This window comes from Streptomyces aquilus (assembly GCF_003955715.1).
Taxonomy (GTDB): domain Bacteria; phylum Actinomycetota; class Actinomycetes; order Streptomycetales; family Streptomycetaceae; genus Streptomyces; species Streptomyces aquilus.
Genome location: NZ_CP034463.1, coordinates 2,508,450 through 2,533,378, shown reverse-complemented (window position 1 = coordinate 2,533,378; position 24,929 = coordinate 2,508,450). Strand labels below are relative to the sequence as shown.

General features: G+C 71.2%; 21 protein-coding genes. 17 read left to right on the top strand and 4 right to left on the bottom strand.

From position 1 onward, the window contains the following. The first annotated feature begins 99 nt into the window (after positions 1–99). The gene (locus EJC51_RS11690) at positions 100–1,290 is read left to right on the top strand and encodes an acyl-CoA dehydrogenase family protein (protein ID WP_126271013.1); all 1,191 of its coding nucleotides are present in this window, start codon (positions 100–102) and stop codon (positions 1,288–1,290) included. A 36-nt stretch (positions 1,291–1,326) separates the two neighbouring features. On the opposite strand, the gene EJC51_RS11685 is transcribed toward EJC51_RS11690, so the two are convergent. Next, complete coding sequence (locus EJC51_RS11685; protein ID WP_079312542.1) at positions 1,327–1,767, bottom strand: cell division protein SepF; 441 nt, start codon at positions 1,765–1,767, stop codon at positions 1,327–1,329. 300 nt (positions 1,768–2,067) lie between these two features. Between EJC51_RS11685 and EJC51_RS11680 the strand changes: the two genes are divergently transcribed. From EJC51_RS11680 to EJC51_RS11620, 12 genes are all read left to right on the top strand, one after another. Further along, a complete protein-coding gene (locus EJC51_RS11680; protein WP_126271012.1) occupies positions 2,068–3,246 on the top strand; it encodes a DUF5685 family protein in 1,179 nt (392 codons plus the stop codon). A gap of 188 nt (positions 3,247–3,434) precedes the next feature. Next, positions 3,435–5,738, top strand: coding sequence for a sensor histidine kinase (locus EJC51_RS11675; protein WP_126271011.1), 2,304 nt, complete (start codon positions 3,435–3,437; stop codon positions 5,736–5,738). Then, positions 5,735–6,163, top strand: a complete 429-nt coding sequence (locus tag EJC51_RS11670; RefSeq protein WP_097262076.1) for a roadblock/LC7 domain-containing protein — start codon at positions 5,735–5,737, stop codon at positions 6,161–6,163. The genes EJC51_RS11675 and EJC51_RS11670 overlap by 4 nt, the downstream gene beginning before the upstream one ends. Beyond that, positions 6,160–6,516 carry a DUF742 domain-containing protein gene (locus tag EJC51_RS11665; RefSeq protein WP_126271010.1) on the top strand — a complete coding sequence of 119 codons (357 nt, stop codon included), beginning with the start codon at positions 6,160–6,162 and terminating at the stop codon, positions 6,514–6,516. Before EJC51_RS11670 ends, EJC51_RS11665 begins: the two co-directional genes overlap by 4 nt. Beyond that, entirely contained in the window at positions 6,500–7,099 is a 600-nt protein-coding gene (locus tag EJC51_RS11660) for a GTP-binding protein (RefSeq protein ID WP_126271009.1), read from the top strand. Before EJC51_RS11665 ends, EJC51_RS11660 begins: the two co-directional genes overlap by 17 nt. A gap of 607 nt (positions 7,100–7,706) precedes the next feature. Beyond that, the gene (locus tag EJC51_RS11650; protein ID WP_126271008.1) at positions 7,707–9,482 is read left to right on the top strand and encodes an FAD/NAD(P)-binding protein; all 1,776 of its coding nucleotides are present in this window, start codon (positions 7,707–7,709) and stop codon (positions 9,480–9,482) included. Between the two features lie 97 nt (positions 9,483–9,579). Beyond that, complete coding sequence (locus EJC51_RS11645; RefSeq protein WP_126271007.1) at positions 9,580–10,629, top strand: LLM class flavin-dependent oxidoreductase; 1,050 nt, start codon at positions 9,580–9,582, stop codon at positions 10,627–10,629. Beyond that, positions 10,626–11,975, top strand: a complete 1,350-nt coding sequence (locus EJC51_RS11640) for an NtaA/DmoA family FMN-dependent monooxygenase (RefSeq protein ID WP_208870698.1) — start codon at positions 10,626–10,628, stop codon at positions 11,973–11,975. The genes EJC51_RS11645 and EJC51_RS11640 overlap by 4 nt, the downstream gene beginning before the upstream one ends. A 5-nt stretch (positions 11,976–11,980) precedes the next feature. After that, on the top strand, positions 11,981–12,748 hold the full coding sequence (locus EJC51_RS11635; protein WP_126271006.1) for a DUF1684 domain-containing protein: 768 nt from the start codon (positions 11,981–11,983) through the stop codon (positions 12,746–12,748). A gap of 211 nt (positions 12,749–12,959) precedes the next feature. Further along, positions 12,960–13,862 carry a S1 family peptidase gene (locus EJC51_RS11630; protein ID WP_126271005.1) on the top strand — a complete coding sequence of 301 codons (903 nt, stop codon included), beginning with the start codon at positions 12,960–12,962 and terminating at the stop codon, positions 13,860–13,862. A gap of 143 nt (positions 13,863–14,005) precedes the next feature. Further along, positions 14,006–14,875 carry a slipin family protein gene (locus EJC51_RS11625; RefSeq protein WP_126276910.1) on the top strand — a complete coding sequence of 290 codons (870 nt, stop codon included), beginning with the start codon at positions 14,006–14,008 and terminating at the stop codon, positions 14,873–14,875. 233 nt (positions 14,876–15,108) lie between these two features. Next, positions 15,109–16,191, top strand: a complete 1,083-nt coding sequence (locus tag EJC51_RS11620; RefSeq protein ID WP_126271004.1) for a S1 family peptidase — start codon at positions 15,109–15,111, stop codon at positions 16,189–16,191. Positions 16,192–16,305: 114 nt separating this feature from the next. Here EJC51_RS11620 and EJC51_RS11615 read toward each other — a convergent pair whose 3' ends face one another. After that, positions 16,306–17,343 (bottom strand): ABC-2 transporter permease, encoded by a 1,038-nt coding sequence (locus tag EJC51_RS11615; RefSeq protein ID WP_126271003.1) that lies wholly within the window; start codon positions 17,341–17,343, stop codon positions 16,306–16,308. A 133-nt stretch (positions 17,344–17,476) separates the two neighbouring features. Here EJC51_RS11615 and EJC51_RS11610 point away from each other — a divergent pair, with 133 nt between their 5' ends. Beyond that, the gene (locus EJC51_RS11610) at positions 17,477–20,908 is read left to right on the top strand and encodes a DNA polymerase III subunit alpha (RefSeq protein ID WP_126271002.1); all 3,432 of its coding nucleotides are present in this window, start codon (positions 17,477–17,479) and stop codon (positions 20,906–20,908) included. After that, positions 20,905–21,873 (top strand): DNA polymerase Y family protein, encoded by a 969-nt coding sequence (locus EJC51_RS11605; RefSeq protein ID WP_126271001.1) that lies wholly within the window; start codon positions 20,905–20,907, stop codon positions 21,871–21,873. The genes EJC51_RS11610 and EJC51_RS11605 overlap by 4 nt, the downstream gene beginning before the upstream one ends. Positions 21,874–21,891: 18 nt before the next feature. Here the strand turns inward: EJC51_RS11605 and EJC51_RS11600 are convergent, their stop codons facing one another. Continuing rightward, positions 21,892–22,266 carry a cupin domain-containing protein gene (locus tag EJC51_RS11600; protein WP_126271000.1) on the bottom strand — a complete coding sequence of 125 codons (375 nt, stop codon included), beginning with the start codon at positions 22,264–22,266 and terminating at the stop codon, positions 21,892–21,894. A gap of 93 nt (positions 22,267–22,359) precedes the next feature. Here EJC51_RS11600 and EJC51_RS11595 point away from each other — a divergent pair, with 93 nt between their 5' ends. Both EJC51_RS11595 and EJC51_RS11590 read left to right on the top strand, forming a co-directional pair. Next, positions 22,360–22,803, top strand: coding sequence for a MarR family winged helix-turn-helix transcriptional regulator (locus EJC51_RS11595; RefSeq protein ID WP_126270999.1), 444 nt, complete (start codon positions 22,360–22,362; stop codon positions 22,801–22,803). A gap of 172 nt (positions 22,804–22,975) precedes the next feature. Beyond that, on the top strand, positions 22,976–23,836 hold the full coding sequence (locus EJC51_RS11590; protein ID WP_126270998.1) for an esterase/lipase family protein: 861 nt from the start codon (positions 22,976–22,978) through the stop codon (positions 23,834–23,836). 53 nt (positions 23,837–23,889) lie between these two features. Here EJC51_RS11590 and EJC51_RS11585 read toward each other — a convergent pair whose 3' ends face one another. Beyond that, positions 23,890–24,900 (bottom strand): lytic polysaccharide monooxygenase auxiliary activity family 9 protein, encoded by a 1,011-nt coding sequence (locus EJC51_RS11585; RefSeq protein WP_126270997.1) that lies wholly within the window; start codon positions 24,898–24,900, stop codon positions 23,890–23,892. Positions 24,901–24,929 lie beyond the last annotated feature (29 nt).

Here is a 24,929-nt window from a genome sequence, read left to right as displayed (position 1 = left end):
GCTGCGGGTGCTTCTACTGGACGGGCGTCACACCGCCCCGTAACGTCTGAACCCAGTTCTGATTAGCGGTGCTAGTTTTCTGTGTCGGAGGGTGTTGTCATGTCTGGGGCCTCGAAGCTGCCGCCGTTCGATCCCGCCGATCCCCTCGGTATCGATGATCTGCTGGAGCCCGAGGACCTCGCCGTGCGGGACACCGTACGCGCCTGGGCCGCGGATCGCGTGCTGCCGTATGTCGCGGAGTGGTACGAGAGCGGGGAGCTGCCCGGGATTCGCGAGCTCGCCCGGGAACTCGGCGGGATCGGGGCGCTCGGGATGTCGCTCGACGGGTACGGGTGCGCCGGGGCCAGCGCGGTGCAGTACGGGCTCGCCTGTCTGGAGCTGGAGGCCGCCGACTCCGGGATTCGCTCCCTCGTCTCCGTGCAGGGGTCCCTCGCCATGTACGCCGTCCATCGCTTCGGGAGCGAGGAGCAGAAGCAGGCCTGGCTGCCGCGCATGGCCGCCGGTGAGGTCATCGGCTGTTTCGGGCTGACCGAGCCCGACCACGGGTCCGACCCCGCGTCCATGCGGACCTACGCGAAGCGCGACGGCTCCGACTGGGTGCTCAACGGGCGGAAGATGTGGATCACCAACGGGTCCGTCGCCGGGGTCGCCGTGGTGTGGGCGCAGACGGACGAAGGCATTCGCGGGTTCGTCGTCCCCACCGACAGCCCCGGGTTCTCCGCGCCCGAGATCAAGCACAAGTGGTCGCTGCGGGCATCCGTCACCAGTGAGCTCGTGCTCGACGACGTACGGCTGCCCGCGGACGCCGTGCTGCCGGAGGTCGTCGGGCTCAAGGGGCCGCTGAGCTGTCTGTCGCACGCCCGGTACGGGATCGTGTGGGGCGCGATGGGGGCCGCGCGGAGCTGTCTGGAGGCCGCGGTCGAGTACGCGAAGACGCGGGAGCAGTTCGGGCGGCCCATCGGCGGCTTCCAGCTGACCCAGGCCAAGCTCGCCGACATGGCGGTCGAACTGCACAAGGGGATTCTGCTCGCCCATCATCTGGGGCGGCGCATGGATGCCGGCCGCCTGCGTCCCGAGCAGGTCAGCTTCGGCAAGCTCAACAACGTGCGGGAGGCCATCGAGATCTGCCGGACCTCGCGGACCATCCTCGGTGCCAACGGGATCTCCCTCGAATACCCCGTCATGCGGCACGCGACGAATCTGGAGTCGGTGCTGACGTACGAGGGGACCGTCGAGATGCACCAACTGGTACTGGGCAAGGCGCTCACCGGGTTGGATGCCTTCCGGTGAACCCTGCGCGGGGCAGGGCCGGTGAGCGGCCCTGCCTCAGCTCTGGTTGAAGAAACCGTCCGTGCGGTGCGCGGCCGGGTCGCCGTTCACGATCTCCGTGTTGGCGGGGGTCAGCAGGAACACGCGGGTCGAGACACGCTCGATCGAACCGCGCAGTCCGAAGATCAGGCCGGCCGCGAAGTCGACGACGCGCTTGGCGTCGGCCGGCTCCATGGCCGTCAGGTTCATGATGACGGGAACCCCGTCCCGGAAGAGCTCGCCGATGGCGCGCGCGTCCCGGAAGCTGTCCGGGGTGACCGTCCCGATCCGACGGCCCTTCTCCTCGGCCACGTCCGAAGCCACCTTGACCCGGGGGTCGGTGACCCAGGCATCCCCGGCCTCGGTCCCTTCGGAGTATCCGTCGTCGTCGTAGTAACGCTCGTCATCGTTGTCGTCAACGAGGCCCAGCCAGGCACTCGCCTTGCGCACCGATCCCATGGACGCCTCCTCTCACAGCGGTCTGTTCTGCTTTCCGCATCCCTATGGTCATCCATGATGCGGACGTCGCGCCAAGTGGATAGACGCCGCGCGGGGGGTTTGTGACGGTACTGGTGCACAGCGAATCCGTACAGAGCCCGGGTGCCCCAAGGGTCGTTTCCCATACGGCTGCTGACTGTGAGTGAAATATGATTCTTCGCGGCGTATGGGTGAGGCACGGAGCGTACGGGTGAACGAGGCGATCGGCGCGATCGATACGATGCCCGCCGCTGAACGTCGTACGCACCACGGGGGATCGCCATGTTCGGAATCGTCAGGCCCTGCCGCCATCGGCTCGGTGAGCATCTCAAGACCCAGTGGATGGCGCATCTGTGCGGGCTGTGTCTCGCGCTGCGCAAGGACCACGGGCAGTTCGCGCGGATCGTCACCAACTACGACGGGCTGCTGATATCGGTTCTGACGGAGGCTCAGGCGACGGCGGGCGGTGGTGGACGGCGTACGGCGGGGCCCTGCCCCTTGCGCGGCATGCGTACCGCTTCCGTCGCCGACGGCGAGGGGGCACGCCTCTCCGCCGCCGTCTCGCTGGTGCTCGCCTCGGCCAAGGTCCGGGACCATGTCGCCGACGGGGACGGGCTGCTGGCCCGCAAGCCGGTCGCGCTCGCGGCGCGCCGGGTGGCGTCGAGCTGGGGTGCGGCGGGGGCCCGCAGTGGATCGGCGGTCGGGTTCGACACCGCCGTGCTCGTCGACGCGGTCGACCGGCAGCTCGGCATCGAGACGCTCGCCGGGCCGGGGACGCCGATCCTGACCGTCACCGAACCGACCGAGACCGCGACCGCCGCCGCCTTCGCGCACACGGCCGTGCTGGCCGGACGGCCCGGCAACGCGGCCCCGCTCGCCGAGGCCGGGCGGCTCTTCGGACGCCTCGCGCATCTGCTGGATGCCGTGGAGGACCGGGAGACCGACGCCACGGCGGGCGCCTGGAACCCGCTGACGGCCACGGGGACCTCGCTGACGGAGGCGCGGCGGCTCGCCGACGACGCCGTGCACGGGATTCGGCTGGCGTTGCGCGAGGCCGAGTTCACAGATCCCAAGTTGGCGCATGTGCTGCTCGTGCACGAGCTGCGGGGGTCGGTGGACAGGGCCTTCGGTTCGTCGTCGTGCGGGCACGCGGGGCACACGGCCGCCATGTCGTCGCCGTACGCCCCGCCCGGCCCCGGTGGCCCGGGCGTCCCGCCGCCCCCGGAGCCGCCCCGCCGGGACCGGCGCGGGCTGCTCGCGGGGTGTGCGGTGTGGATGGGGCTCGCCTGTACCTGCCAGATGTGCTGCGGGGAGTTCGAGGACCCGTGGAGCCGGCAGCGGCGGGAAGGGCTGTGCAATCAGTGCGACTGCGGTGATTGCGGGGACTGCTGCGACTGCGGTCAGTGCTGCGGCGACTGCTGTGACGGGTGCGACTGCTGCGACTGCGGCTGCGACTGCTGATCCGGTACCGCAGGGGTCGTATACGGAATGCGCCGCGCGAAGTGGCCACCTGGCGCTTTCCGAAGATCCTGTGTCCACAACGTAAAAGAAGAAGATGATCTGGTGACCGGTGCCCCCGTGAGGTCGTTGGGCGGAAGCAGAACCATTTCTGCCCCTGTCCCGACTCGCCACCCACATAAGGCACTTCAGTGGACGTCACAGCAAAAGCGACCACCACCATTCGCACCAGGCTGCTGCGGATCCTGATCCTCGCCCTAGCGGTCCTGCTCACGCTGCTCGGCGTCGCGGCCGCCGAGCAGATCTCCGCCTATCGCAACGCATCGGCCACCGAGAAGAACGCACGGCTGGAGATCACTCTCCAGGGCCTGGTCCACGAGCTGCAGAAGGAGCGCGGACTCACCACTGGATACGTGGGCGGGGTCGGGCAGTTCAAGGCCAAGCTGCCCGCCCAGCGCAAGGCCACCGACACCGCCCGCGCGGCGCTCGACAGGGCACTGGAGGGGCGCGACGACGTGGCCGCCGACTCCGTGCGCGAGTCCCTCGGACGGCTCGGCGGCCTCGCGGGCATCCGCGGGCACGCCGACGACGGGACCGGCGTCGTGAAGGACACCTTCAACTACTTCACCACCACCATCACCGTCCTCGACCGGCTCGACCTCGGCCTCGACGCGGTGCGCGACGGCACTCTGCGCGACGCCTACCAGGCGCTCCAGGTCCTCGGCAACGCCAAGGAGTTCACCGGTGAGGAGCGCGCCATCGTGCTCGGCTCGGTGCGCGCGTCCGGCGGCCGCTTCCGCGGTGACGACTACAGCCGCTTCATGCAGATCCGTGCGGGGCGTCAGGCCGCCCTCGCCGCCTTCCCGCGCTCGGCGACCGCCGACCAGGAACGGCGCGTGAACGAGGCCCTGACCACTCCGGACGCGGAGCGCATGCTGGCGTACGAGAGCGTCGCCGTGCACGGCGGCTCGAAGCTGAGTTCCTCCAGCATCCCGCCCATGGACTGGTGGGACACCGCGACCTCGACCATCAACGGGCTGCGGGCGGTGCAGATCTCCCTCGGCGCCGACGTCGAGCACCGCGCTGCCGCCCTGGAGAGCACCGCCCAGCGCGACCTGCTGCTGTTCCTGCTGCTCGCGCTCGGCACCGTCGCCGCACTCGGCGCGCTCGCCCTCGACTGTGTACGGTCCGTGTCCGCGCCGCTCGCCGAACTCGCCCAGCAGGCCCGGGAGGTGGCGGGCGAGCGGCTGCCGCGCGCCGTCGCCGCCGTACAGGACGCGGACTCCGGGGAGAGCCCCGAGCCACCCGCCCCGCTCGCGGTGAGCAGCAGGGCGGGCGCCGAGGTCCGGGAGGTCGTCGAGGCCTTCGACCGCGTCCAGCGGGCCGCCTTCGACCTTGCCACCGAACAGGCCGTGCTGCGCCGCAACGCCACCGACTCGCTGGTCAGCCTCGGCCGCCGCAACCAGAACCTGGTACGCCGCCAGATCAGCTTCATCAACAAGTTGGAGCACGAGGACGCCGACCCGGCCACCCTCGCCAACCTCTTCGAACTGGACCACCTCGCCACGCGGATGCGCCGCAACGCCGAAAGCCTCCTCGTGCTCGCTGGGGAGTCCAGCCCGCGCCCCTGGGCCACCCCGCTGGCCGTCACCGACGTGCTGCGCGCCTCGCTCGCCGAGGTCGAGGAGTACCGCCGGGTCAACCTGCGCCGGATCGAACCCGCGCACATCAGCGGCGCCGTCGTCGCCGAAGTCGCCCATCTGCTCGCCGAGTTGGTCGAGAACGCGCTGAGCTACTCGCCGCCGGACTCCGCCGTGGAGATCGAGGGGCGGCGTACCAGCGCCGGCTATCTCGTCGCGATCGTCGACAACGGTCTCGGCATGGACACCCAGGCGCTCGCCGAGGCGAACGTACGGCTGTCCGGCACGGCCAGCTTCATGGCGGAACCCACCCGCTTCCTCGGCCACTTCGTGGTCGGCGCGCTCGCCCGCAAGTGCGGGATCGAGGTACGGCTCGGCGAGGCGCCGGCGGCCGGAGTGGTCGCCCGGGTGCTGATTCCGTTGCAGCTGCTCACGGAGGCTCCGCAGGGCAAGACCGCCGACAAGCCGGTGCTTCCCGCTCCCCGGAAGGAGAAGGACGTGGACGTTCCCCCCGCGGAGCTGGTGACGGTCCAGGCAGAGGCGAAACCTGCCGAGAACGCCGGCCACCAGGCCGCGGGCGGCAAGGGCACCTCCGCCGCGCGGACCCGCAACGGGCTGGTCAAGCGACCGCAGCGCAGCGCCATCTCCGACGCCGTCAGCGAGACCGACCGCCCCGAGCGCCCGGCCCCCGCCGAGCCCGCACCCGACCGCAGCCCGGAGGAGATCTCCGGGATGCTCTCCACTCTGCGCAGCGCCCATATGCGGGGCGGGATCAGCGCGGAGAAGGAAAAGGCGAAGGAGGGCGACAAGGACGACCACAAGGGCGCCGAGCAGAAAGAGGGTGACGCCAAGTGACCGCCGTCGACGCCCACAACGACTCGCAGACCTTCAACTGGCTGCTCGCCAACTTCGTCAAGAGCACCGACGGGGTACGGGACGCGGTCGCCGTCTCCTCCGACGGGCTGCTGATCGCCGTGTCCGACGGGCTCGGGCGGACCGAGGCCGACCATCTCTCCGCGATCGTCTCGGGGCTCAGCAGCCTGGCGCGCAGCGCGTCCAAGCGGTACGGCTTCGACGGGGTCAAACTCATCATGATCGAGATGGGGCGGGGTTTCCTGCTCGTCTCCGCGATCCGCGACGGCAGTTGTCTGGGTGTGCTGGCCGACAGCAGCGGTGAACTGGGGCTCGTCGGCTACGAGATGGCGGTCCTCGCGGAGCGGGCGGGCGATCTGCTCACGCCGACCCTCATCGCCGATCTGCGGCAGGCGTTGCCGCGGTGAACGACGAAGAGCCCGTGGACGTAGAGCCTGTTGAGGACGCGACGTTCGTCCGGCCGTTCATCATCACCGGCGGCCGGGCCGAGCCGCTCCAGGCCGACCTGCGGCTGGAGACGCTGGTCGTCGCCGTCGGTGAACCCGACGAGTCGCTGACGTTCGAGCGGCGGCACATCGTCGCGGTGTGCGAGCAGCCGACGACGGTCGCCGAGGTGGCGTCGCGGGTCGGCATCCCGCTGGGCGTCGCCAAGGTGCTCGTGTCCGACCTCGTCGTCGCCGGCCGGCTCGACTGCCGGGAACCCGAGGAGCTGCCGCTCCACATGCTCGAAAGGATCAGGGACCATGTCCGGGCGCTCTGACAGGATCGTGCCGCTCGCCGTGAAGATCGTGGTGAGCGGTGGGCTCGGCGTCGGCAAGACCACCTTCATCGGGGCGATTTCGGAGATCGAGCCGCTGGACACGGAGGCCGCGATGACGCAGGTCTCCGTGGGGGTCGATTCGCTCGACGGGGTCGAGTCGAAGACGACCACGACCGTGGCGCTGGATTTCGGGCGGATCACTCTTGATCCGACGATCGCCCTCTATCTGTTCGGGACGCCCGGGCAGGACCGGTTCTCGTTCCTGTGGGACGACCTGGTGGAGGGGGCTCTGGGGACGGTCGTCCTCGTGGACACCCGGCGCATCGAGGAGTGTTTTCCGGCCGTCGACTACTTCGAGTCGCAGGGGGCGCCGTTCGTCCTTGCGGTGAATCGGTTCGACGGGGCGGAGCGGTTCGAACTGGATGAGGTGCGGGAAGCACTCGGTCTGGGGGCCGAGGTGCCGGTGCTGGAGTGTGATGCTCGGGAGCGGGGGTCTGTGCGGGATGTTCTGGGGGCGTTGATGGATCGGGTGATCGGGGTTCGGTCTCTTGCGCCCAAGAGGCGGGTGGCGATGGTGCGTTAGCGACTTCACAGGTGCTTGTTCTCCTCCAGCGTGGCCTCGAAGGTGCTGGGGGCTGTCAACCTGTTTCGGGCGCGCGAAGGCGTACGCATGGCGGGACTGTCTCCTGTGAGCGAGAAAGAGCGCTGGGTGAGGGGAAGGCGCGTGTGAAGGCGGCGAAGGAGAAAGAAGAGGGTGGAGCAGGGGATGCGCAAAAGGCGCCCCGGTCGTCGGGGCGCGCAGGGGGTCAGCTCAACAGGAAGAGGACCACACGCGACCGAAGTCGATGTGGGAGCGCTTGACCAGCCACTGCTGTGGATGCATGGGCCAAGTGGAACAGGCATCCGGTGGTGCGTCAACTGACTTGAGACGTACCGCTCACAGTTTGGACAGCCTTGACAGTGAGGGGAAACCGGCCCGTAGTCTCAAGGAGCGGCCCTGCTGAGGGGCTCGGCCGTATGTGAAGGCGCCCGTCCACACGGAGCTTCCGCATGTCCTCCGACACCCTCGTCAAAGCCCCCGCCGCCCCGGACATACCCGAGGACGCGGATTCCCCGCGGATCGTCCCGCAACGCCGTCCCGGCCAGTGTTCCGTGGAACGCTCTTCCGCGCACGGTTCGGAGACGGCGCGATGAGCCGGGGCACGCTGGTGATCGTCGGGGCCGGGCCGCGGGGGACCGGTCTGATCGAGCGGATCGCCGCCAACGCGCCCGAGCTGTACGCCGGTTCGGGGCTGTCCCGCGAAGGCTTCGACATCCACCTGGTGGACCCGTATCCGCCGGGCGCCGGACGCATCTGGCGGGAGGCGCAGTCGCCGCTGCTGTGGATGAACTCGCACGCCGAGGACGTCACCATGTTCACCGACGAGACGGTGACCATGGAGGGGCCCGTGCGCCCGGGGCCCACCCTGCACGAGTGGGCCGGCATCGACGGCGCCACCTTCGCCGACCGGCAGCTCCAGGGCGCCTACCTGCGCTGGGTGCACGAGCAGGCGGTGGCGGCGCTGCCCGACGGTGTCCGCGTCCACCACCATCCGAGACGGGCCCTGCGGATCAGCGGTTCGCGCGACGGACGTCAGCAGGTGTGGCTGGAGGACCGCCCGCGCCCGCTGCTCGCCGACCTGGTGGTGCTCTCCCTCGGTCATCTCGACGCCGAACTCGACGCGGACCAGGGCGAGTTGGCGGCATACGCCGAGACGCACGGCCTTGTCCACCTCCCGCCCGACTTCACCGCCGACAGCGACCTGTCCGCGCTCGCGCCCGGCGAGCCGGTCCTCGTGCGCGGCTTCGGGCTGGCCTTCGTCGACCTGATGGTGCTCCTCACCGAGGGGCGCGGCGGACGGTACGAAGGGGACACCTATGTGCCCTCGGGGCGGGAGCCGGTGCTGTACGTCGGCTCGCGGCGCGGAGTGCCGTACCACTCGAAGATCGGGTACGAGTGGACCGGCGAACGCCCGCCGCTGCCCCGCTTCTTCGGGCCCGCCGAGGTGGCGGAACTGCTCGCGCGTCCTGGCGGGTTCGACTTCCGACGGGACGTGTGGCCGCTGGTGGAGAAGGAGTTGGGGTTCGCCCACTACCACCGGCTGTTCGACGTCCACCCTGAACGTACCTCCGGCGCCTGGGCGGACTTCGAGGAGAAGTACGCGGCGGCCGAGGGCGAGGCGGAGATCCACGCGCTGGTGGCGTCCGCCGTGCCCGACCCCGCCGACCGGCTGGACCTGACGGCGCTCGACCGGCCGCTGGAGGGGGTGCGGTACGGGTCGTACGAGGAGTTCCAGGAAGGGCTTCGGGGGTACGTCGAGCAGGACCTGAGCAGACGTCATGATCCGTCGTACAGCCCGGACTTGGCGGTCTTCCTCGGACTGCTCTCCGTCTACGGGCAGTTGATCCGGCTCGGTGGCGCGCCGCCCTGGTGGCACGGGTTCTTCAGCTATCTGGCCTCCGGGCCGCCCGGGCCCCGGCTGCGGCAGCTGCTGGCGCTGTCGCGGGCCGGTGTCCTGAAGTTCGTCGGCGCCGACATGAGCGTCAGCGCCGAGGGCGGGGTGTTCCGGGCGACGAGCGCGACCGTGCCGGGAGCCTTCGTCGAGGCGCGGGCGCTGGTCGAGGCACGGTTGCCGGAGCCCACCGTCGGGCGGGCCAGGGACACGCTGCTGCGGGAACTGCACGCCGACGGGGCCGCCGAGACGCCCGACGGGCTGCTCCGGGTCGACCCCGCCGACGGGCGGATCCTCGACCGGAACGGCCGGCCGCACCCCCGGCGGTTCGCGCTCGGCCCCTACACCGACGGCCGCACTCCCGGCGCCTTCACCCGGCCCCGCACCGGCGGGCCCGCCTTCCGGCAGAACGACGCGACCGCGCGGGCGGCGCTGCTGTTCCTGGGGGCGGCGGCCGGACGTGCCGCGGCCTGAGTCCCCCGTCACTACTTTCGCGAGGAACCCCACCCATGACCGTGATGGTCGACATCAGGCCCGTCCACAAGAGCTTCGGCTCCCTGGAGGTGCTGTGATGCTGCATCTCTCCGCCGCCGTCGACCAGCCGTCCGTGTACGACGCCGCCTCCTACGTCGACCTGGCCCGCCTCGCCGAGCACGGCGTCCTCGACTTCGTGACGCTGGACGACACCTTCGCCCGGCCCGGGCTCGACGCGCTGTCCGTGCTGTCGCGGGTGGCGCCCGCCACCCACCGCGTCGGTCTCGTCCCGACCGTCACCACCACGCACACCGAGCCCTTCCATGTGCAGGCCGCCGTCGCCACCCTCGACTGGGTCAGCCGGGGCCGGGCGGGCTGGCGGCTCGACGTCTCCACCACCGAGGGCGAGGCCCGGCTCTTCGGCCGCCGGCACGCCGCCCCCGCCGAGGAGCTGTGGCGGGAGGCCGGTGAAGTGGCCGATGTGGCGGCGCGGTTGTGGGACAGCTGGGAGGACGATGCCGAGATCCGGGACGTGCCGACCGGCCGCTTCATCGACCGGGACAAGCTGCACCACGTCGACTTCGAGGGCTCGGGCTTCTCGGTCAGGGGCCCCTCGATCGTGCCCCGGCCCCCGCAGGGCCACCCCGTCCGGGTCGTCGACGCGACCGAGGGGCCGGCCCGGCGCACCGCCGCCCGGTACGCCGACGTGGCGCTGGTGCGGGTGGCGAACGCCGCGCAGGCCGGTGCCGTACGGGACCAACTCCGCAAGGACGCCGCCCGGTTCGGCCGGAACCCGGACGGGCTGCGGGTCTTCGCGAGCCTTCTCGCCGACCTCGGCGACGGCGAGCACGCGGCCGAGCCCGGCCATGGCGGAGGAGGGCCCCGGCAGACCGCGCAGGGCCCGCTGTACCGGGGCGGGCCCGTCGACCTCGCCGAGCTGATCGCCTCCTGGCACGGGTCCGGTGCCGTCGACGGCTTCCACCTCACGCCCGCCGCGCCGCGCCGCGACCTGGAGCGGCTGGTCAACGGCACGGTTCCGCTGCTCCAGCACCGGGGCCTGTTCCGCACCTTCTATCCGGGCAGCACGCTCCGGGACCACCTGGGCCTCGCGCGGCCCGCCAACCAGTACGCGGGGGAGGCCTCATGACGCGGCAGCCGAAGGTGAAGCGGATCCATCTCGCCGCCCACTTCCCGGGCGTCGGCGACACCACCGTACGGGCCGATCCGCGGTCGAAGCCGCAGATCGGGTTCTCCTCCTTCGAGCACCTCGCCCGCACCGCCGAGCGCGGGCTGTTCGACTTCTTCTTCCTCGCGGAAGGGCTGCGGCCGCGCGAACACAAGGGTCCTGTCCAGGACTTGGACGTCGTCGGCCGCCCGGAGTACCTCACCGTGCTGAACGCGCTCGCCGCCGTCACCGAACGGCTCGGGCTCGCCGCGACGGTCGACGCGACCTTCAACGAGCCCTACGAGCTGGCCCGCCGGCTGGCCACCCTCGACCATCTCAGCGGCGGCCGGGCCGCCTGGAACGTGGTGACCTCCTCCGACGCCCTCACCGGCGAGAACTTCCGGCGCGGCGGCTTCCTCGACCGCGCCGACCGGTACACCCGGGCCGCCGAGTTCGTCGCCACGGCACGGGAGTTGTGGGACTCCTGGACGCCGGAGGGGGTGTCCCGGCCGTTCGCGCACCGGGGGCCGCACTTCGACATCGCGGGCGAGTTCACCGTGCCGCGCTCCCCGCAGGGGCATCCGGTCGTCATCCAGGCCGGCGACTCCGACGAGGGCCGGGAGTTCGCGGCCGCCACCGCCGACGTGGTCTTTTCCGGCTGGGGGGCCGGGGGTTGTCCCCCGGGAAGACACCGCACGCGGCAGAGCTCACTGGAGGCGGGGAAGGCCTTCTACGCCGATGTGAAGAGGCGGCTGGCCAAGTACGGCCGCGCGCACGGCGATCTGAAGATCCTGCCCGGCGTCTCCGTCGTCCTCGGCGACACCGCCGCCGACGCCCGGGAGAAGGCCGCCGAGATCCGGCGCCAACAGACCTCCCCGCAGACGGCGTTGCTCACCCTGGAGCAGATCTGGGGCACCGACCTGTCCGCGTACGACCCCGACGGACCGCTCCCCGACTTCGACCCCGTGCCGGAGTACGGCATCACCCAGGGGCGGACCCGGCGCGGCGACACGGTCGTGATCGCGGAGAAGTGGCGGGCGTTGGCCGAGGAGAAGGGGCTGTCGATCCGGGAGACCGTCATCGAGGCGGGCGGCCGGCAGTCCTTCGTCGGCACCCCGCAGGCGGTCGCCGACGAGCTCGACGCGTTCGTGCGGGCCGACGCCGCCGACGGCTTCATCCTCGTACCGCACCTCACCCCCGACGGGCTCGACGAGTTCGTGGACCGGGTGGTGCCGCTGCTCCAGGAGCGCGGGGCGTTCCGCACGGAATACGAGGGCAGCACCCTGCGCTCCCACCTGGGGCTCGCAGCACCGGAACAGAAAGGCTGACCAAGATGACCTCGGACGCGTTCGACGCGTGGAAGCAGTGGCACGAGGAGCGGGTCGAGTCGGTGTCCGCGCCCTACGGGCCGCTCTCGCTCACCGGCACGTACTGGCTGGAGGACTATCCGGACGGCCGACTTCCGGACATCCCCGGGACCTGGCGGACCGACGGCGACGGGGTGCTGCTGACGGCCGACGAGGCCGACGGGCTGACCCTGGACGGGCGGCCGGTGAGCGGTGAGACGCGGCTCACCGCGGCCGCGGGCCCCCTGGCGCTCGGCGAACGGCAGCTGGTGGTGCTGGTCCGCGAAGGGGTGTGGGGCGTACGGGACTTCGACCCCGCCTCCGAGGCGCGCCGCGCCTTCCGCGGCATCGAGGCCACGCCGTACGACCCGCGCTGGTCGGTGCCCGGGCGCTTCACGCCGTACGACGAGGACCGCACCGTACGCGTGCCGAACGCGGACGGCCGGGAGCGCGGCCTCGGGCTCGGCGGGGAGCTGGCGTTCACCCTCGACGGGCGGGACCACACGCTCCGGGTGACGGTCGAGGCGGACGGCTCGCTGTGGGCTGTTTTCGGCGATACGACAAACGGGACGAGCAGCTTCCGATTCCGGTTCCTGCGGCCCGCCGCGCCGGACGCCGAGGGGCGTACGACGGTCGACTTCAACCGGGCGCTGCTGCCGCCCTGCGCCTTCGCCGACCACTTCATCTGTCCGTTCCCGCCGCCCGGGAACACCCTGGACGCGGCCGTCGAGGCGGGGGAGCGGAACCTGCTCTGAGGGATTGGCCAAGTCTTGGCCGACACATGGGTGATGCACAGGTTGACGGCCGAAAGGCGCCCTTGCGTCTACCGGTCGTTCGGCCGAATACTCCCCCCAGCGCTTGTCAGGGGCACGGCTTGTTCGGAATCCGGACATACGGGCCCCCGGCTGCGCCTCACGGGCCCCGACCCCACGCGGGCCCCCGACTTCCCATGTGGAGGAACGACAAGTGAGGATCAAGCGCACCACCCCCCGTAGCGGTATCACGAGACGGACCCGGCTGATCGCCGTTTCCACCGGACTCGTGGCCGCCGCCGCGATCGCGATCCCCAACGCGAGCGCATCGGACGTGTCCACCTTCAGCGCCACCCAGCTCAAGAGCGCCGGCAACTCGGTGCTCAAGGCCGACGTCCCGGGCACCGCCTGGGCGGTCGACAGCAAGACCAACCGTGTCGTCGTCACCGTCGACAGCACGGTCTCCAAGGCGGAGATCGCCAAGATCAAGCGGCAGGCCGGCGCCAACGCCGGTGCGCTGACGATCAAGAAGACACCGGGCAAGTTCCAGAAACTGATCTCCGGCGGCGACGCCATCTATGCGAGTAGCTGGCGCTGCTCGCTGGGCTTCAACGTCCAGGACAACAGCGGGAACTACTACTTCCTGACCGCCGGTCACTGCACCGACGGCGCGGGCACCTGGTGGTCGAACTCGTCCCACTCGACCACGCTCGGCACCACCGCCGGCTCCAGCTTCCCGACCAACGACTACGGCATCGTGCGCTACACGAACTCGTCGGTCACCAAGTCGGGCGCCGTGGGCAGCCAGGACATCGCCAGTGCCGCCACGCCTTCCGTCGGCACCACGGTGTACCGCCGCGGCTCCACCACCGGCACGCACAGCGGCCGCGTCACCGCCCTCAACGCGACCGTCAACTACGGCGGCGGCGACATCGTCTACGGCATGATCCAGACCACGGTCTGCGCCGAGCCCGGCGACTCCGGCGGCCCGCTCTACGGCGGCACCGTCGCCTACGGTCTGACCTCCGGCGGCAGCGGCAACTGCTCCTCCGGCGGCACGACGTTCTTCCAGCCGGTCACCGAGGCGCTGAGCGCGTACGGGGTGCATGTCTACTAAGCCTGGCCGGTAGTCACCCCGCGTTCACGAGCCCCCGTGCGCTGCTCGCGTACGGGGGCTCCCCCTTGGTCGGGCGGCGGAGTTACCTTCGGACCACAGGCAGAACTCCCTGTGGACGCCCACGACGGACCCTGGGGGCCGTGATGGTCGAGGAGCTGGTGGCGGCGGGAGTGACCCTCGTGTCCGCCGGAGCCGTGTACGCGATGGCCGCGGCGCGGGTCGTCAAACAGTACGAACGGGGCGTGGTGTTCCGCCTCGGCAAGCTCCGCTCGGAAGTGCGCGGGCCGGGGTTCACGATGATCGTTCCGGGCATCGACAAGCTCCGGAAGGTCAACATGCAGATCGTGACGATGCCGGTGCCCGCGCAGGAGGGCATCACCCGGGACAACGTCACGGTACGGGTCGACGCCGTCGTCTACTTCAAGGTGACCGCGCCGGCCGAGGCGGTCGTACGGGTCGAGGACTACCGGTTCGCGGTCTCGCAGATGGCGCAGACCTCGCTGCGGTCGATCATCGGCAAGAGCGAGCTGGACGACCTGCTCTCCAACCGCGAAAAGCTCAACCAGGGGCTGGAGTTGATGATCGACAGCCCGGCCGTGGAGTGGGGCGTCACCATCGACCGCGTCGAGATCAAGGACGTCTCCCTGCCCGAGACCATGAAGCGCTCCATGGCCCGGCAGGCCGAGGCCGACCGGGAGCGGCGGGCCCGGGTCATCAACGCCGACGCCGAGCTCCAGGCGTCGAAGAAGCTCGCCGAGGCGGCCAAGGAGATGTCCGAGCAGCCGGCGGCGCTGCAACTGCGGCTGCTCCAGACGGTGGTGGCGGTGGCCGCGGAGAAGAACTCCACGCTGGTGCTGCCGTTCCCCGTGGAGTTGCTGCGGTTCCTGGAGCGGGCGCAGTCGGGGGGTGCGGCGGTGCCGCCACCGGTCGCGCAACCGGTGCAGGAGCAACTTACGGCTCCGCAGCCCCGCTTGGATCCGGACCCGGAAGGGTCGAATTCAAGACAGGACTAGACCTCACAGGCTGGTGGAGAGTTACTCGCTCGTAGTGTTTGCAGTGTGAATTCCCCTGGCCTGACTGTTCGCGGTCAAGTCCACGGGGGCGCGCAACCGCGTTCTACGCGCGTCCGGAAGTCAACCTTGTGCACTCCCTGTGGGGTTCGGAAGAGTAGGTGCTCGTCAACCAGCCTTCCGGCCCGCGAGGTCCCCACAACCGACCGGGCCGACCCCCCACAGGAGGACGCGAGTTGAAGCACCGACGCATACCCAGGCGGCGGGTCGCCGTGGCAGGTGCGGGTATCGCCGCACTGGTCGCCGCGGGAGTCACCTTCCAGACTGCGAACGCCAGCGAGCCCGCGAACGACCCCACGCCGAAGGTCCTTTCCGTCCTCGCGGCCGGAAACCTCGCCTCGTCGCTCGACAAGGAACTCGGCGCCGACGCGGCGGGAACGTACTACGACGCGAAGAGCAAGGCGCTCGTCGTCAACGTCCTCGACGAGGCCGCGGCCTCGGTCGTCGAGGAGGCCGGCGCCAGGGCCCGGGTCGTGGAGAACTCCCTCGCCGAGCTCAGAAGCGCCCGTACGACGCTCAAGGACGACGCGACCATCCCGGGCACGTCCTGGGCGACCGACCCGACCACCAACAAGGTCGTCGTCACCGCCGACCGCACGGTCTCCGACGCCGCGTGGGCCAAGCTCACCAAGGTCGTCGACGGGCTCGGGGCGACGGCGGAACTCCAGCGCACGAAGGGGGAGTTCAAGCCCTTCATCGCCGGCGGCGACGCGATCACCGGTGGCAGCGGGCGGTGCTCGCTCGGGTTCAACGTCAGCAAGGGCGGCGAGGCGTACTTCCTCACCGCCGGTCACTGCACCGAGGCGATCTCCACCTGGTCGGACTCCAGCGGCACGCAGATCGGCACCAACGAGGTGTCGAGCTTCCCGGACAACGACTACGGGCTCGTCAAGTACACCGCGGACGTCGACCACCCGAGCGAGGTGGACCTCTACAACGGGTCCGCGCAGGCGATCACGGGGGCGGCTTCCGCGACGGTCGGGATGAAGGTGACCCGGAGCGGGTCGACCACGCAGGTTCATGACGGGACCGTCACCGGGCTGGACGCCACCGTGAACTACGGCAACGGGGACATCGTCAACGGGCTGATCCAGACGGACGTGTGTGCGGAGCCGGGGGACAGCGGTGGGTCGCTGTTCTCGGGGAGCAGCGCGATCGGGCTGACGTCGGGGGGTAGTGGGGACTGCACCTCCGGTGGGGAGACGTTCTTCCAGCCGGTGACGGAGGCGCTGTCGGCCACGGGGACGTCCATCGGCTGACGGTTCGTTGGGGTGCGGGTGGGGTTTGGTTTCCCGCCCGCACCACCCGTGCAACTTTCGTCGTCGGGTGCGGGTGGCCCCTGTGGGGGCGCCCGCCGTCGGCGGCCGCAGGTCCTACTGGAGGGACGAACTCTCCCGTCTCCGCCGCAGTACCGACGCCCCCATCGTGATCGCGATCCCGGCCGCCGCCCATGCCGACAGGACCAGCAGGGCGGCGGTCGTGTCGTTGCCCTCGAAGTACGCGATCGAGCGGGCCACCCAGGTCCCCGCGCCCGGCGGCAGCGCCGGGCCGATCGCCTTCCAGAACGGTGGCAGCATCGGCAGCGGGAAGGCGCCGCCCGCGCTCGGGTTGCCGGCGATCACCACGAGCAGGATCGCCAGGCCGATGCCGACGATCCCGAAGACGCCCTGGAGGGCGAGGGTCGCCGCCCCCACCGCGAACGTGACCAGCGCGCCGAGCCCCCAGAAGGCCATGACGCTGCCGGGCAGCGCGTCCAGGATCGGGCCCACGATCACCGCGCCACCGATCCCGCCGGCGATCGACACCAGCGCCATCACGGCCAGCCGGATCGCGGCGCGGCGCGGGTTGGCGGGCCGGGCGCCGGTGCTGATGGCGAGGATCGAGGCGGTCAGATAGCCGCCGACGCACCAGCCGACGACGACATAGAACGAGGACAGTCCGTCGAAGTCGGTGGCGGAGGCGGGGGCCACGTCCACCGTACGGAGGCTCCGCTGCTGGGAGGCCTCCAGCGCGGTCAGGTACTTCTCCAGGGTGGTGGCGAGGACGGTGCCGCCGCCGCTCGCGACGAGGAGCGTGTCCTTCGGCCCGGTCACGTCGATGATCAGTGCCCCGTCGATGTCCCGGTTCATGATCTGCTTCCGGGCCGTCGCCTCGTCGGCCACCGCGCGCGGGTCCAGGGGCGAGCCGGGCAGCTGATCGAGCCGGGTCACCGCCTGCTGGGCGGCGGCCCGTGGCGCCACCACCCCGAAGGGCACGTCCTTCGGGGTGGGATTGTGCAGCGCCCCCACATAGGAGGCGATGAACAGCAGCTGGAGGGCGAGCACCCCGAGGACGAGGAGCGTGGCCCGTGGCGTGACCGCGTCCTTCACCTCGGCGAGGAAGCCGCCGTTCTGGGTGCCGTTCTGTGTCATGTCCCCACAGTCCGAGGCGGCGGGCGTTTTCGCAGGTGGGAGGCGGCCGAACGGTTGTCGTACAGATGTTCGGGATTGGGGGTATGGTGGGGGTGAGGCAGTTGGGAACTGATGTTCGAAAATGGAGGCGCGGGTGCCCGGGTTCACGCATCTGCACACCGTCTCCGGGTTCTCCCTGCGCTACGGCGCCTCGCACCCGGAGCGGCTCGCCGAGCGTGCCGCCGAGCGGGGCATGGACGCCCTCGCCCTCACCGACCGCGACACCCTCGCGGGCACGGTCCGCTTCGCCAAGGCCTGCGCCAAGGCGGGGGTGCGGCCGCTGTTCGGCGCCGAGCTGGCCGTCGAGGAGTACGAGCCGGTACGACAGGAGCGGCGCCGCGCCCCTGTCCGCGGCGGCGCCTTCATCGACGAGTCGACTCCCCGCGTCACCTTCCTCGCCCGGGACGGCGCCCGTGGCTGGGCCGACCTGTGCCGCCTGGTGACCACCGTCCACACCGCAGCCGACACCCCTCTGCTGTCCTGGGCCGGAAACCACGGCGACGGTCTGACCGTCCTGCTCGGCCCCGACTCCGACGTCGGCCGCGCCCTCGCCGCCGGACGTCCCGACCGGGCGGCCCGGCTCCTCGTCCCCTGGCGGGAGCGGTACGGCGACGCCCTGCGTCTGGAGGCCGTCTGGCACGGCCGCGAGGGAACCGGCCCGGGGTCGCTGCGGCTGGCCGCCCGTACCGTCGGCTTCGCCGCCGAGCAGCGGGTACGTCCCGTGCTCGGCAACGCCGTCCGCTATGCCGACCCCGGTCAGGGCCCGGTCGCCGACGTCCTGGACGCCGCCCGCCGGCTCGTCCCCGTCGGCGCCGCCAAGGAACTGGACTCCGGCGAGGCCTGGCTCAAGGACGCGCCCGCCATGCTGGCGGCGGCCGAGCGGATCGTGGAGGCCGCGGGCTTCCGGCGCGACACCGCGCACCGGCTCCTGGAGCAGACCCGGGCGACGGCCGCCGAGTGCCTGGTCGACCCCGAGGACGACCTCGGCATCGGCACCGTCCACTTCCCCGAACCGCATCTCGTCGGCGCGGGCCGCCGCACCGCCCAGCGCACGCTCGCCTCCCGGGCGGCGGCCGGGATGCTGCTGAAGGGATACGACCGTTCTTCGAAGCGGCGGCTCTACTGGGAGCGGATGCACCAGGAGCTGGACATCATCGCCCACCACGGCTTCGCCTCCTACTTCCTGACGGTCGCTCAAGTGGTGGACGACGTAAGGGAGATGGGCGTCCGGGTGGCCGCACGCGGCTCCGGAGCGGGGTCCCTCGTCAACCACCTCCTCGGCATCGCCCACGCCGACCCGGTCGAACACGGGCTGCTGATGGAGCGGTTCCTGTCCAAACGGCGGCTCGTGCTGCCCGACATCGACATCGACGTGGAGTCCGCGCGCCGCCTGGAGGTCTACCGCGCGATCATCGACCGGTTCGGCACCGAGCGGGTCGCGACGGTCGCCATGCCGGAGACCTACCGGGTGCGGCACGCGGTCCGGGACGTGGGCGCGGCCCTGTCCATGGACCCCGCCGACATCGACCGCATCGCCAAGTCCTTCCCGCACATCCGGGCCCGCGACGCCCGCGCGGCGCTGGAGGAGCTGCCCGAACTCCGGGCGCTGGCAGGGGAGCTTCAGCGGGAAGGGGACAGGTACGGGCGGCTGTGGGAGCTGGTCGAGTCCCTCGACGCCCTTCCGCGCGGTGTCGCCATGCACCCGTGCGGGGTGCTCCTGTCCGACGCGTCCCTGCTGAGCCGTACGCCGGTCATGCCGACCAGTGGCGAGGGCTTCCCCATGTCGCAGTTCGACAAGGACGACGTCGAGGACCTCGGGCTGCTCAAGCTCGACGTGCTCGGCGTGCGGATGCAGTCGGCGATGGCACACGCGGTCGCGGAGGTGGCGCGCGCGACGGGGGAGGAGGTCGACATCGACGCGATCGCCCCCGGTGACCCGGCGACGTATCAACTCATCCGGTCCACCGAGACGTTGGGCTGCTTCCAGATCGAGTCGCCGGGCCAGCGGGACCTGGTCGGGCGGCTCCAGCCGGCCACCTTCCACGACCTCGTCGTCGACATCTCGCTCTTCCGACCCGGTCCGGTCGCCGCCGACATGGTGCGGCCGTTCATCGAGGCGCGGCACGGGCGGGCGCCCGTCAGATACCCGCACCCGGACCTGGAGGAGCCGCTGAAGGGGACGTACGGGGTCGTCGTCTTCCACGAGCAGATCATCGACATCGTCGACATCATGACCGGCTGCGGACGCGGCGAGGCGGACCGGGTGCGGCGCGGGCTGTCCGACCCGGAGTCGCAGGGACGGATCAGGTTCTGGTTCGCGCAGCACGCGGCGGCCCGCGGCTATGACGCGGAAACGATTCAGCGGACCTGGGAGATCATCGAGGCCTTCGGGTCGTACGGCTTCTGCAAGGCGCACGCCGTCGCCTTCGCCGTCCCCACCTACCAGTCGGCGTGGCTGAAGGCGCACCACCCGGCCGCCTTCTACGCCGGCCTGCTCACGCACGACCCCGGGATGTATCCGAAGCGGCTGCTGCTGGCGGACGCGCGGCGGCGCGGGGTGCCGATCCTGCCGTTGGACGTGAACAAGTCCGCGGTCGCCCACCGTATCGAACTGGTGTCTGATTCAGGGGTGTGGGGGCTGCGGCTGGCACTCTCCGACGTGCACGGCATCAGCGAGGCCGAGGCGGCACGGATCGCGGACGGGCAGCCGTACGCCTCGCTGCTGGACTTCTGGGAGCGGGCGCGGCCCAGCAGGCCGCTTGCCGGGCGGCTCGCGCAGGTCGGGGCGTTGGACGCCTTCGGCGCCAACCGGCGTGATCTGCAACTGCACCTGACCGAGCTGCACCGGGGCGCCCGGGGTGGGGGCGGTGGCCAACTGCCGCTGTCCGGCGGGCGGAAGACCGCGTCCGCCGGGCTGCCCGACCTCTCCTCCGCCGAGAAGCTCAGCGCCGAACTGGGTGTGCTGTCCATGGACGCCTCGCGCAACCTCATGGACGACCACCGGGAGTTCCTGGCCGAGTTGGGCGTGGCCAGCGCGCGCCGGCTGCGGGAGGCGCGGCACGGGGAGACGGTCCTGGTCGCCGGTGCCAAGGCGGCCACCCAGACGCCGCCGATCCGGTCCGGCAAGCGGGTCATCTTCTCCACCCTGGACGACGGCACCGGCCTGGTCGACCTCGCCTTCTTCGACGACTCCCACGACGCCTGCGCCCACACCGTCTTCCACTCCTGGCTGCTGCTGGTGCGCGGGACGGTGCAGCGGCGCGGCCCGCGCAGCCTCAGCGTGGTGGGCACCGCCGCCTGGAACCTCGCCGAACTCGTCGAACTCCGCGCCGAGCAGGGCCTCGACGCGGTGGCGGCACGGCTGGCGGAGCCGATGCCGCAAGCCGACGGGGACTCCACCGGCGGCCGGCGCATCCACCTGCCGACGGGATACGAACTGCATCCGTGGGCCGATCTGCGCCCCGCGGGTCAAGAGCCTTCACAGGTACGGAAGTTGTGGCACCAGAGTCCGGGGAGTGCGGGATGACCATCCTCTGCGTACGTTTCCAGCTGCCGCCGGCGCGCGAGGCGGCCCTGCCGGGGCTGCTCGGCCTGCTCGAGGACTTCACGCCCGTCGTGGAGGCGCTGCCACCGGACCGGGCGCTGGCCGATCTGCGGGGCGCCGAACGGTACTTCGGGCGTGACGCCGTCGAACTGGCCTCGGTGATCCGGGTCCGCGCCCTCGCCCTCCACGGCGTCGACTGTCTGATCGGCGCCGGTCCCGGCCCGATGCTGGCCCGCATGGCACTGCGCGACGCCCGGCCCGGGGTGACCCGCGCGGTGACCGAGGAGGAGGTCGCGGACTTCCTCGCCGAGAAGCCGGTGGCCGCGCTCCCCGGCGTCGGCACGGCCACCGCCCGCACCCTGTGCGAGTACGGCCTCGACACCCTCGGCCGGGTCGCCGCCGCCCCCCTGTCCACGCTCCAGCGCCTGGTCGGCGCGAAGGCGGGCCGCGAACTGCACGAGAAGGCGAGCGGCGTCGACCGCGGCCGGGTCGTCCCGAACGGGGTCTCCCGCTCACTTGCCACCGAACGGCCCTTCACCCGCGACGAGCTGGACCCCGACCGGCACCGCCGCGCCCTGCTCTCCGCCGCCGGCGAACTGGGCGCCCGGCTCCGCGCCCTGGACAAGGTCTGCGGCGCCCTCACCCTCACCGTGCGCTACGCCGACCGCTCCTCGACGACCCGTACCCGCACCCTGAAGGAACCGACCGCCCACTCGGCCGCGCTGACCAGGACGGCCTACGAGATGTACGAGGCGCTCGGCCTCCAGCGGGCCCGGGTCCGGGTGATGTCCCTGCGCGCCGAGGCTCTCGGCCCCGCCGAACAGGCCTCCCACCAGCTCACCTTCGACCCCACCGACGACAAGCTCCGCCGCATCGAGGAGGTCGCGGACCGTGTGCGGGCCAAGTTCGGCCCGCACGCGGTGATGCCGGGGACGCTGGCGGCGTAACTCCCTTTGCGGGGATGGTCAGTTGGCCCACGGCGGAGTGATGACCGTGCCGTCGGCCAGCTCCGCCGACAGGCCGATGGACGTGGTGACCCAGGTGACGGCGGTCCCGTCGGTCGGGTTCTCGACGCTCAGGGTCGCGCCCGGGTTGACGATCACGGTGTCGCCCGCGGTGACGCGGTGGGTGTCGCCGTCGAGGGTGATCAGCAGCTCGCCGGCGAGGAGGTGGAGGATCTCCTCGCGGTTCACCGTGTGCGCCGGGGCCTTGGTCCCCGCCGGGATCTCCCCGCGCCAGGCGCACAGCTCCTTGCTGCCGCTGAGGGGAGTGGCGAACGAGACGAAACGGGCGCCGTGGATCTCGTGGGTGACGGCTTCGGACGGGTGGATGACTGGCATGGGTACCCCCGGGAGAGATGGTCAAGCAGCTTGACTATATGGCTCTATGGTCAAGCTGCTTGACCACTTCGTCAAGGGTGTTTCAATGCATCCGTGCAGAACTCCGAAGCCCTCGCCCTGACCGCCGTCCTGCTCGCCGCCGCGGGCGAACTGACCCAGCGCATCAACGACGGTGTCGTCGCACGGGGATTCGACGCACGGCCCGCCTACGGGTTCGCCTTCACCCGGCTCTCCGCGGGCGGCGCCACGGCCACCGAGCTCGCCGGGCATCTCGGGGTGACCAAGCAGGCCGCCAGCCAGCTCGTCGACGAGCTGGTGCGCAAGGGGTATGCGGAACGGAAGCCGCATCCGGGCGATGCGCGGGCCCGGCTCGTGGTGCTGACCGAGCGGGGGTGGGCGTGCACACGGGCCGCCGAGGAGGCCGCCGCGGATGCCGTCCGGCCGTGGGTCGAACTGCTCGGTGAGAGTGAAGTGCGGGCGTTGCGTGATCAATTGGCGCGCATCGCGCCCTATGGTCCGATCAGGCCCGCCTGGTGACGGTTCATCTACAGCCCCGCTCGTCTTTGGCTAGCACTGGAAGTTTTTACTGACGCGTAACTTCACACTTCCACTACCCGTCCGTAACTTGACGAATGAACAGCATCCTCGTGATCCGGATCACAGGGCGTAAAGCCGTCGCAACTCCCTTGAGCCGCAAGGAGATCACCCGATGCTGCCCTGGAAAAGACTGCTCAGACCCCTGACCGCGCTGCTGCTGACCGCCGCGGTCGCCGTCGTCCCCGCCACCACCGCCCGCGCCGCCGACGCTCCCCACTCCGGCTGGAACGACTACTCCTGCAAGCCCTCCAGCACCCACCCCCGCCCGGTCGTCCTGGTGCACGGCACCCTCGGCAACTCCGTCGACAACTGGCTCGGCCTCGCGACCTACCTGAAGAACCGGGACTACTGCGTCTACTCCCTCGACTACGGACAGCTCCCCGGCGTCCCCGTCTTCAACGGCCTCGGCCCCATCGACAAGTCGGCCGAACAGCTCGCCGCCTTCGTCGACAAGGTCCTCGCCGCGACCGGCGCCGCCGAGACCGACGTCGTCGGCCACTCGCAGGGCGGCATGATGCCCCGCTACTACCTCAGGTTCCTCGGCGGAGCCGCCAAGGTGAACGCCCTCGTCGGCATCGCGCCCGACAACCACGGCACCACCCTCAACGGCCTCACCCAGCTGCTGCCGTACTTCCCCGGCGCCGCCGACCTGCTCTCCGCCAACACCCCCGGCCTCGCCGACCAGGTCGCCGGATCACCCTTCCTCACCAAGCTCAACGAGGGCGGCGACACCGTCCCCGGCGTCACGTACACGGTCCTCGCCACCAAGTACGACGAGGTCGTCACCCCGTACCGGAGCCAGTTCCTGAGCGGCACCGGCGTCCGCAACGTCGTCCTCCAGGACCTGTGCCCGCTCGACCTCTCGGAGCACGTGGCGATCGGCCTGTTCAGCCTGATCGCCTTCCACGAGGTGGCCAACGCGCTCGACCCGGCCCACGCCACGCCGACGACCTGCGCCTCGGTCCTCGGCTGACACGGTCGGGGTCTGTCCGACCTGAGCCGCCGGACAGACCCCGACCTCCGTGGCTAGCGGCCGTCTCGGCCGCCGCTCACCGCGCGCCGCCGCACCGATCCGAAGAGGATCGCCGCGCCGGCCGCGAGGACGGCCGCGCCGCCCATCGCGACGTACGCCGTGCTGCTGTCGCCGCCCGTCTCGGCGAGGTCCTGGGCGGCGCCGGCCGCCTTCACGTCGGTGACCGGGGCCGACTCCGGGGCCGGTGCCGTGGCCGGCTCGGCCGACGTGGACGCGTCCTGGTCGCCGTGCCCGCCGTGCTCGACCGTCGACTTGTCCGCGCCCTCCTCGATCTGCTCCTCGGACGGGGCGGAGGCGCTGGGAGCGGGCGACTCGGTGCTTCCCGCACCGGAACCACCGCTGCTGCTGCTGCCGCCGTACGTCACGTCCGAGCAGGAGTAGAACGCCTCCGGGCTGTCCGAGCGCTGCCAGACCGCGTACAGCAACTGCGCGCCGGAGCGCTTGGGGAGGGTGCCGGAGAACGTGTAGTAGCCGTTCGTCGCGACCGGGTCGGTGGCCGTCGCCACCGGGTTCGCCAGATCCAGGTCGTCCCAGGCGAGCGGCCGCGTCGGGTCGTAGCCCTCCTTGGTCAGGTACACCTTGAAAGTGCCCTTGTGCGGGGCCGTCACGCGGTACTTGAAGGTGTACGACCCACTGCGCACGCTCGTCGCCGGCCAGTCCGCGCGGGCCAGGTCGAGGCCCTTGAACTCGTCGGCGTTCGCGCTGCACAGCTTGCCGTCCGGGATCAGCGCCTGGTGCCGTCCGTTCGCGTCGCCGACGCGGACGCCGTTCCAGTCGTAGAGCGCCTGCGTGCCTCCCCCAGAGGGGGTACCCCCAGCCGCGACCGCCGCCTTGCAGGCGGCCGACTTCGGGTTCTCGGGGCCCTCCGCGTAGCACTGGGCGACCCGGCTGACCGGATCGCCCAGCGTGCCGTGCGCCGACGCGGGCGCCGCGGCGAGCGCGGTGAGGGCGAGCGGGGCCAGGCCGAGGGCGGCGGCGGTGGCGGCCGTACGGCGTGCGGGCATGGCGGAACTCCTCGGAAGCGGTGCTGACG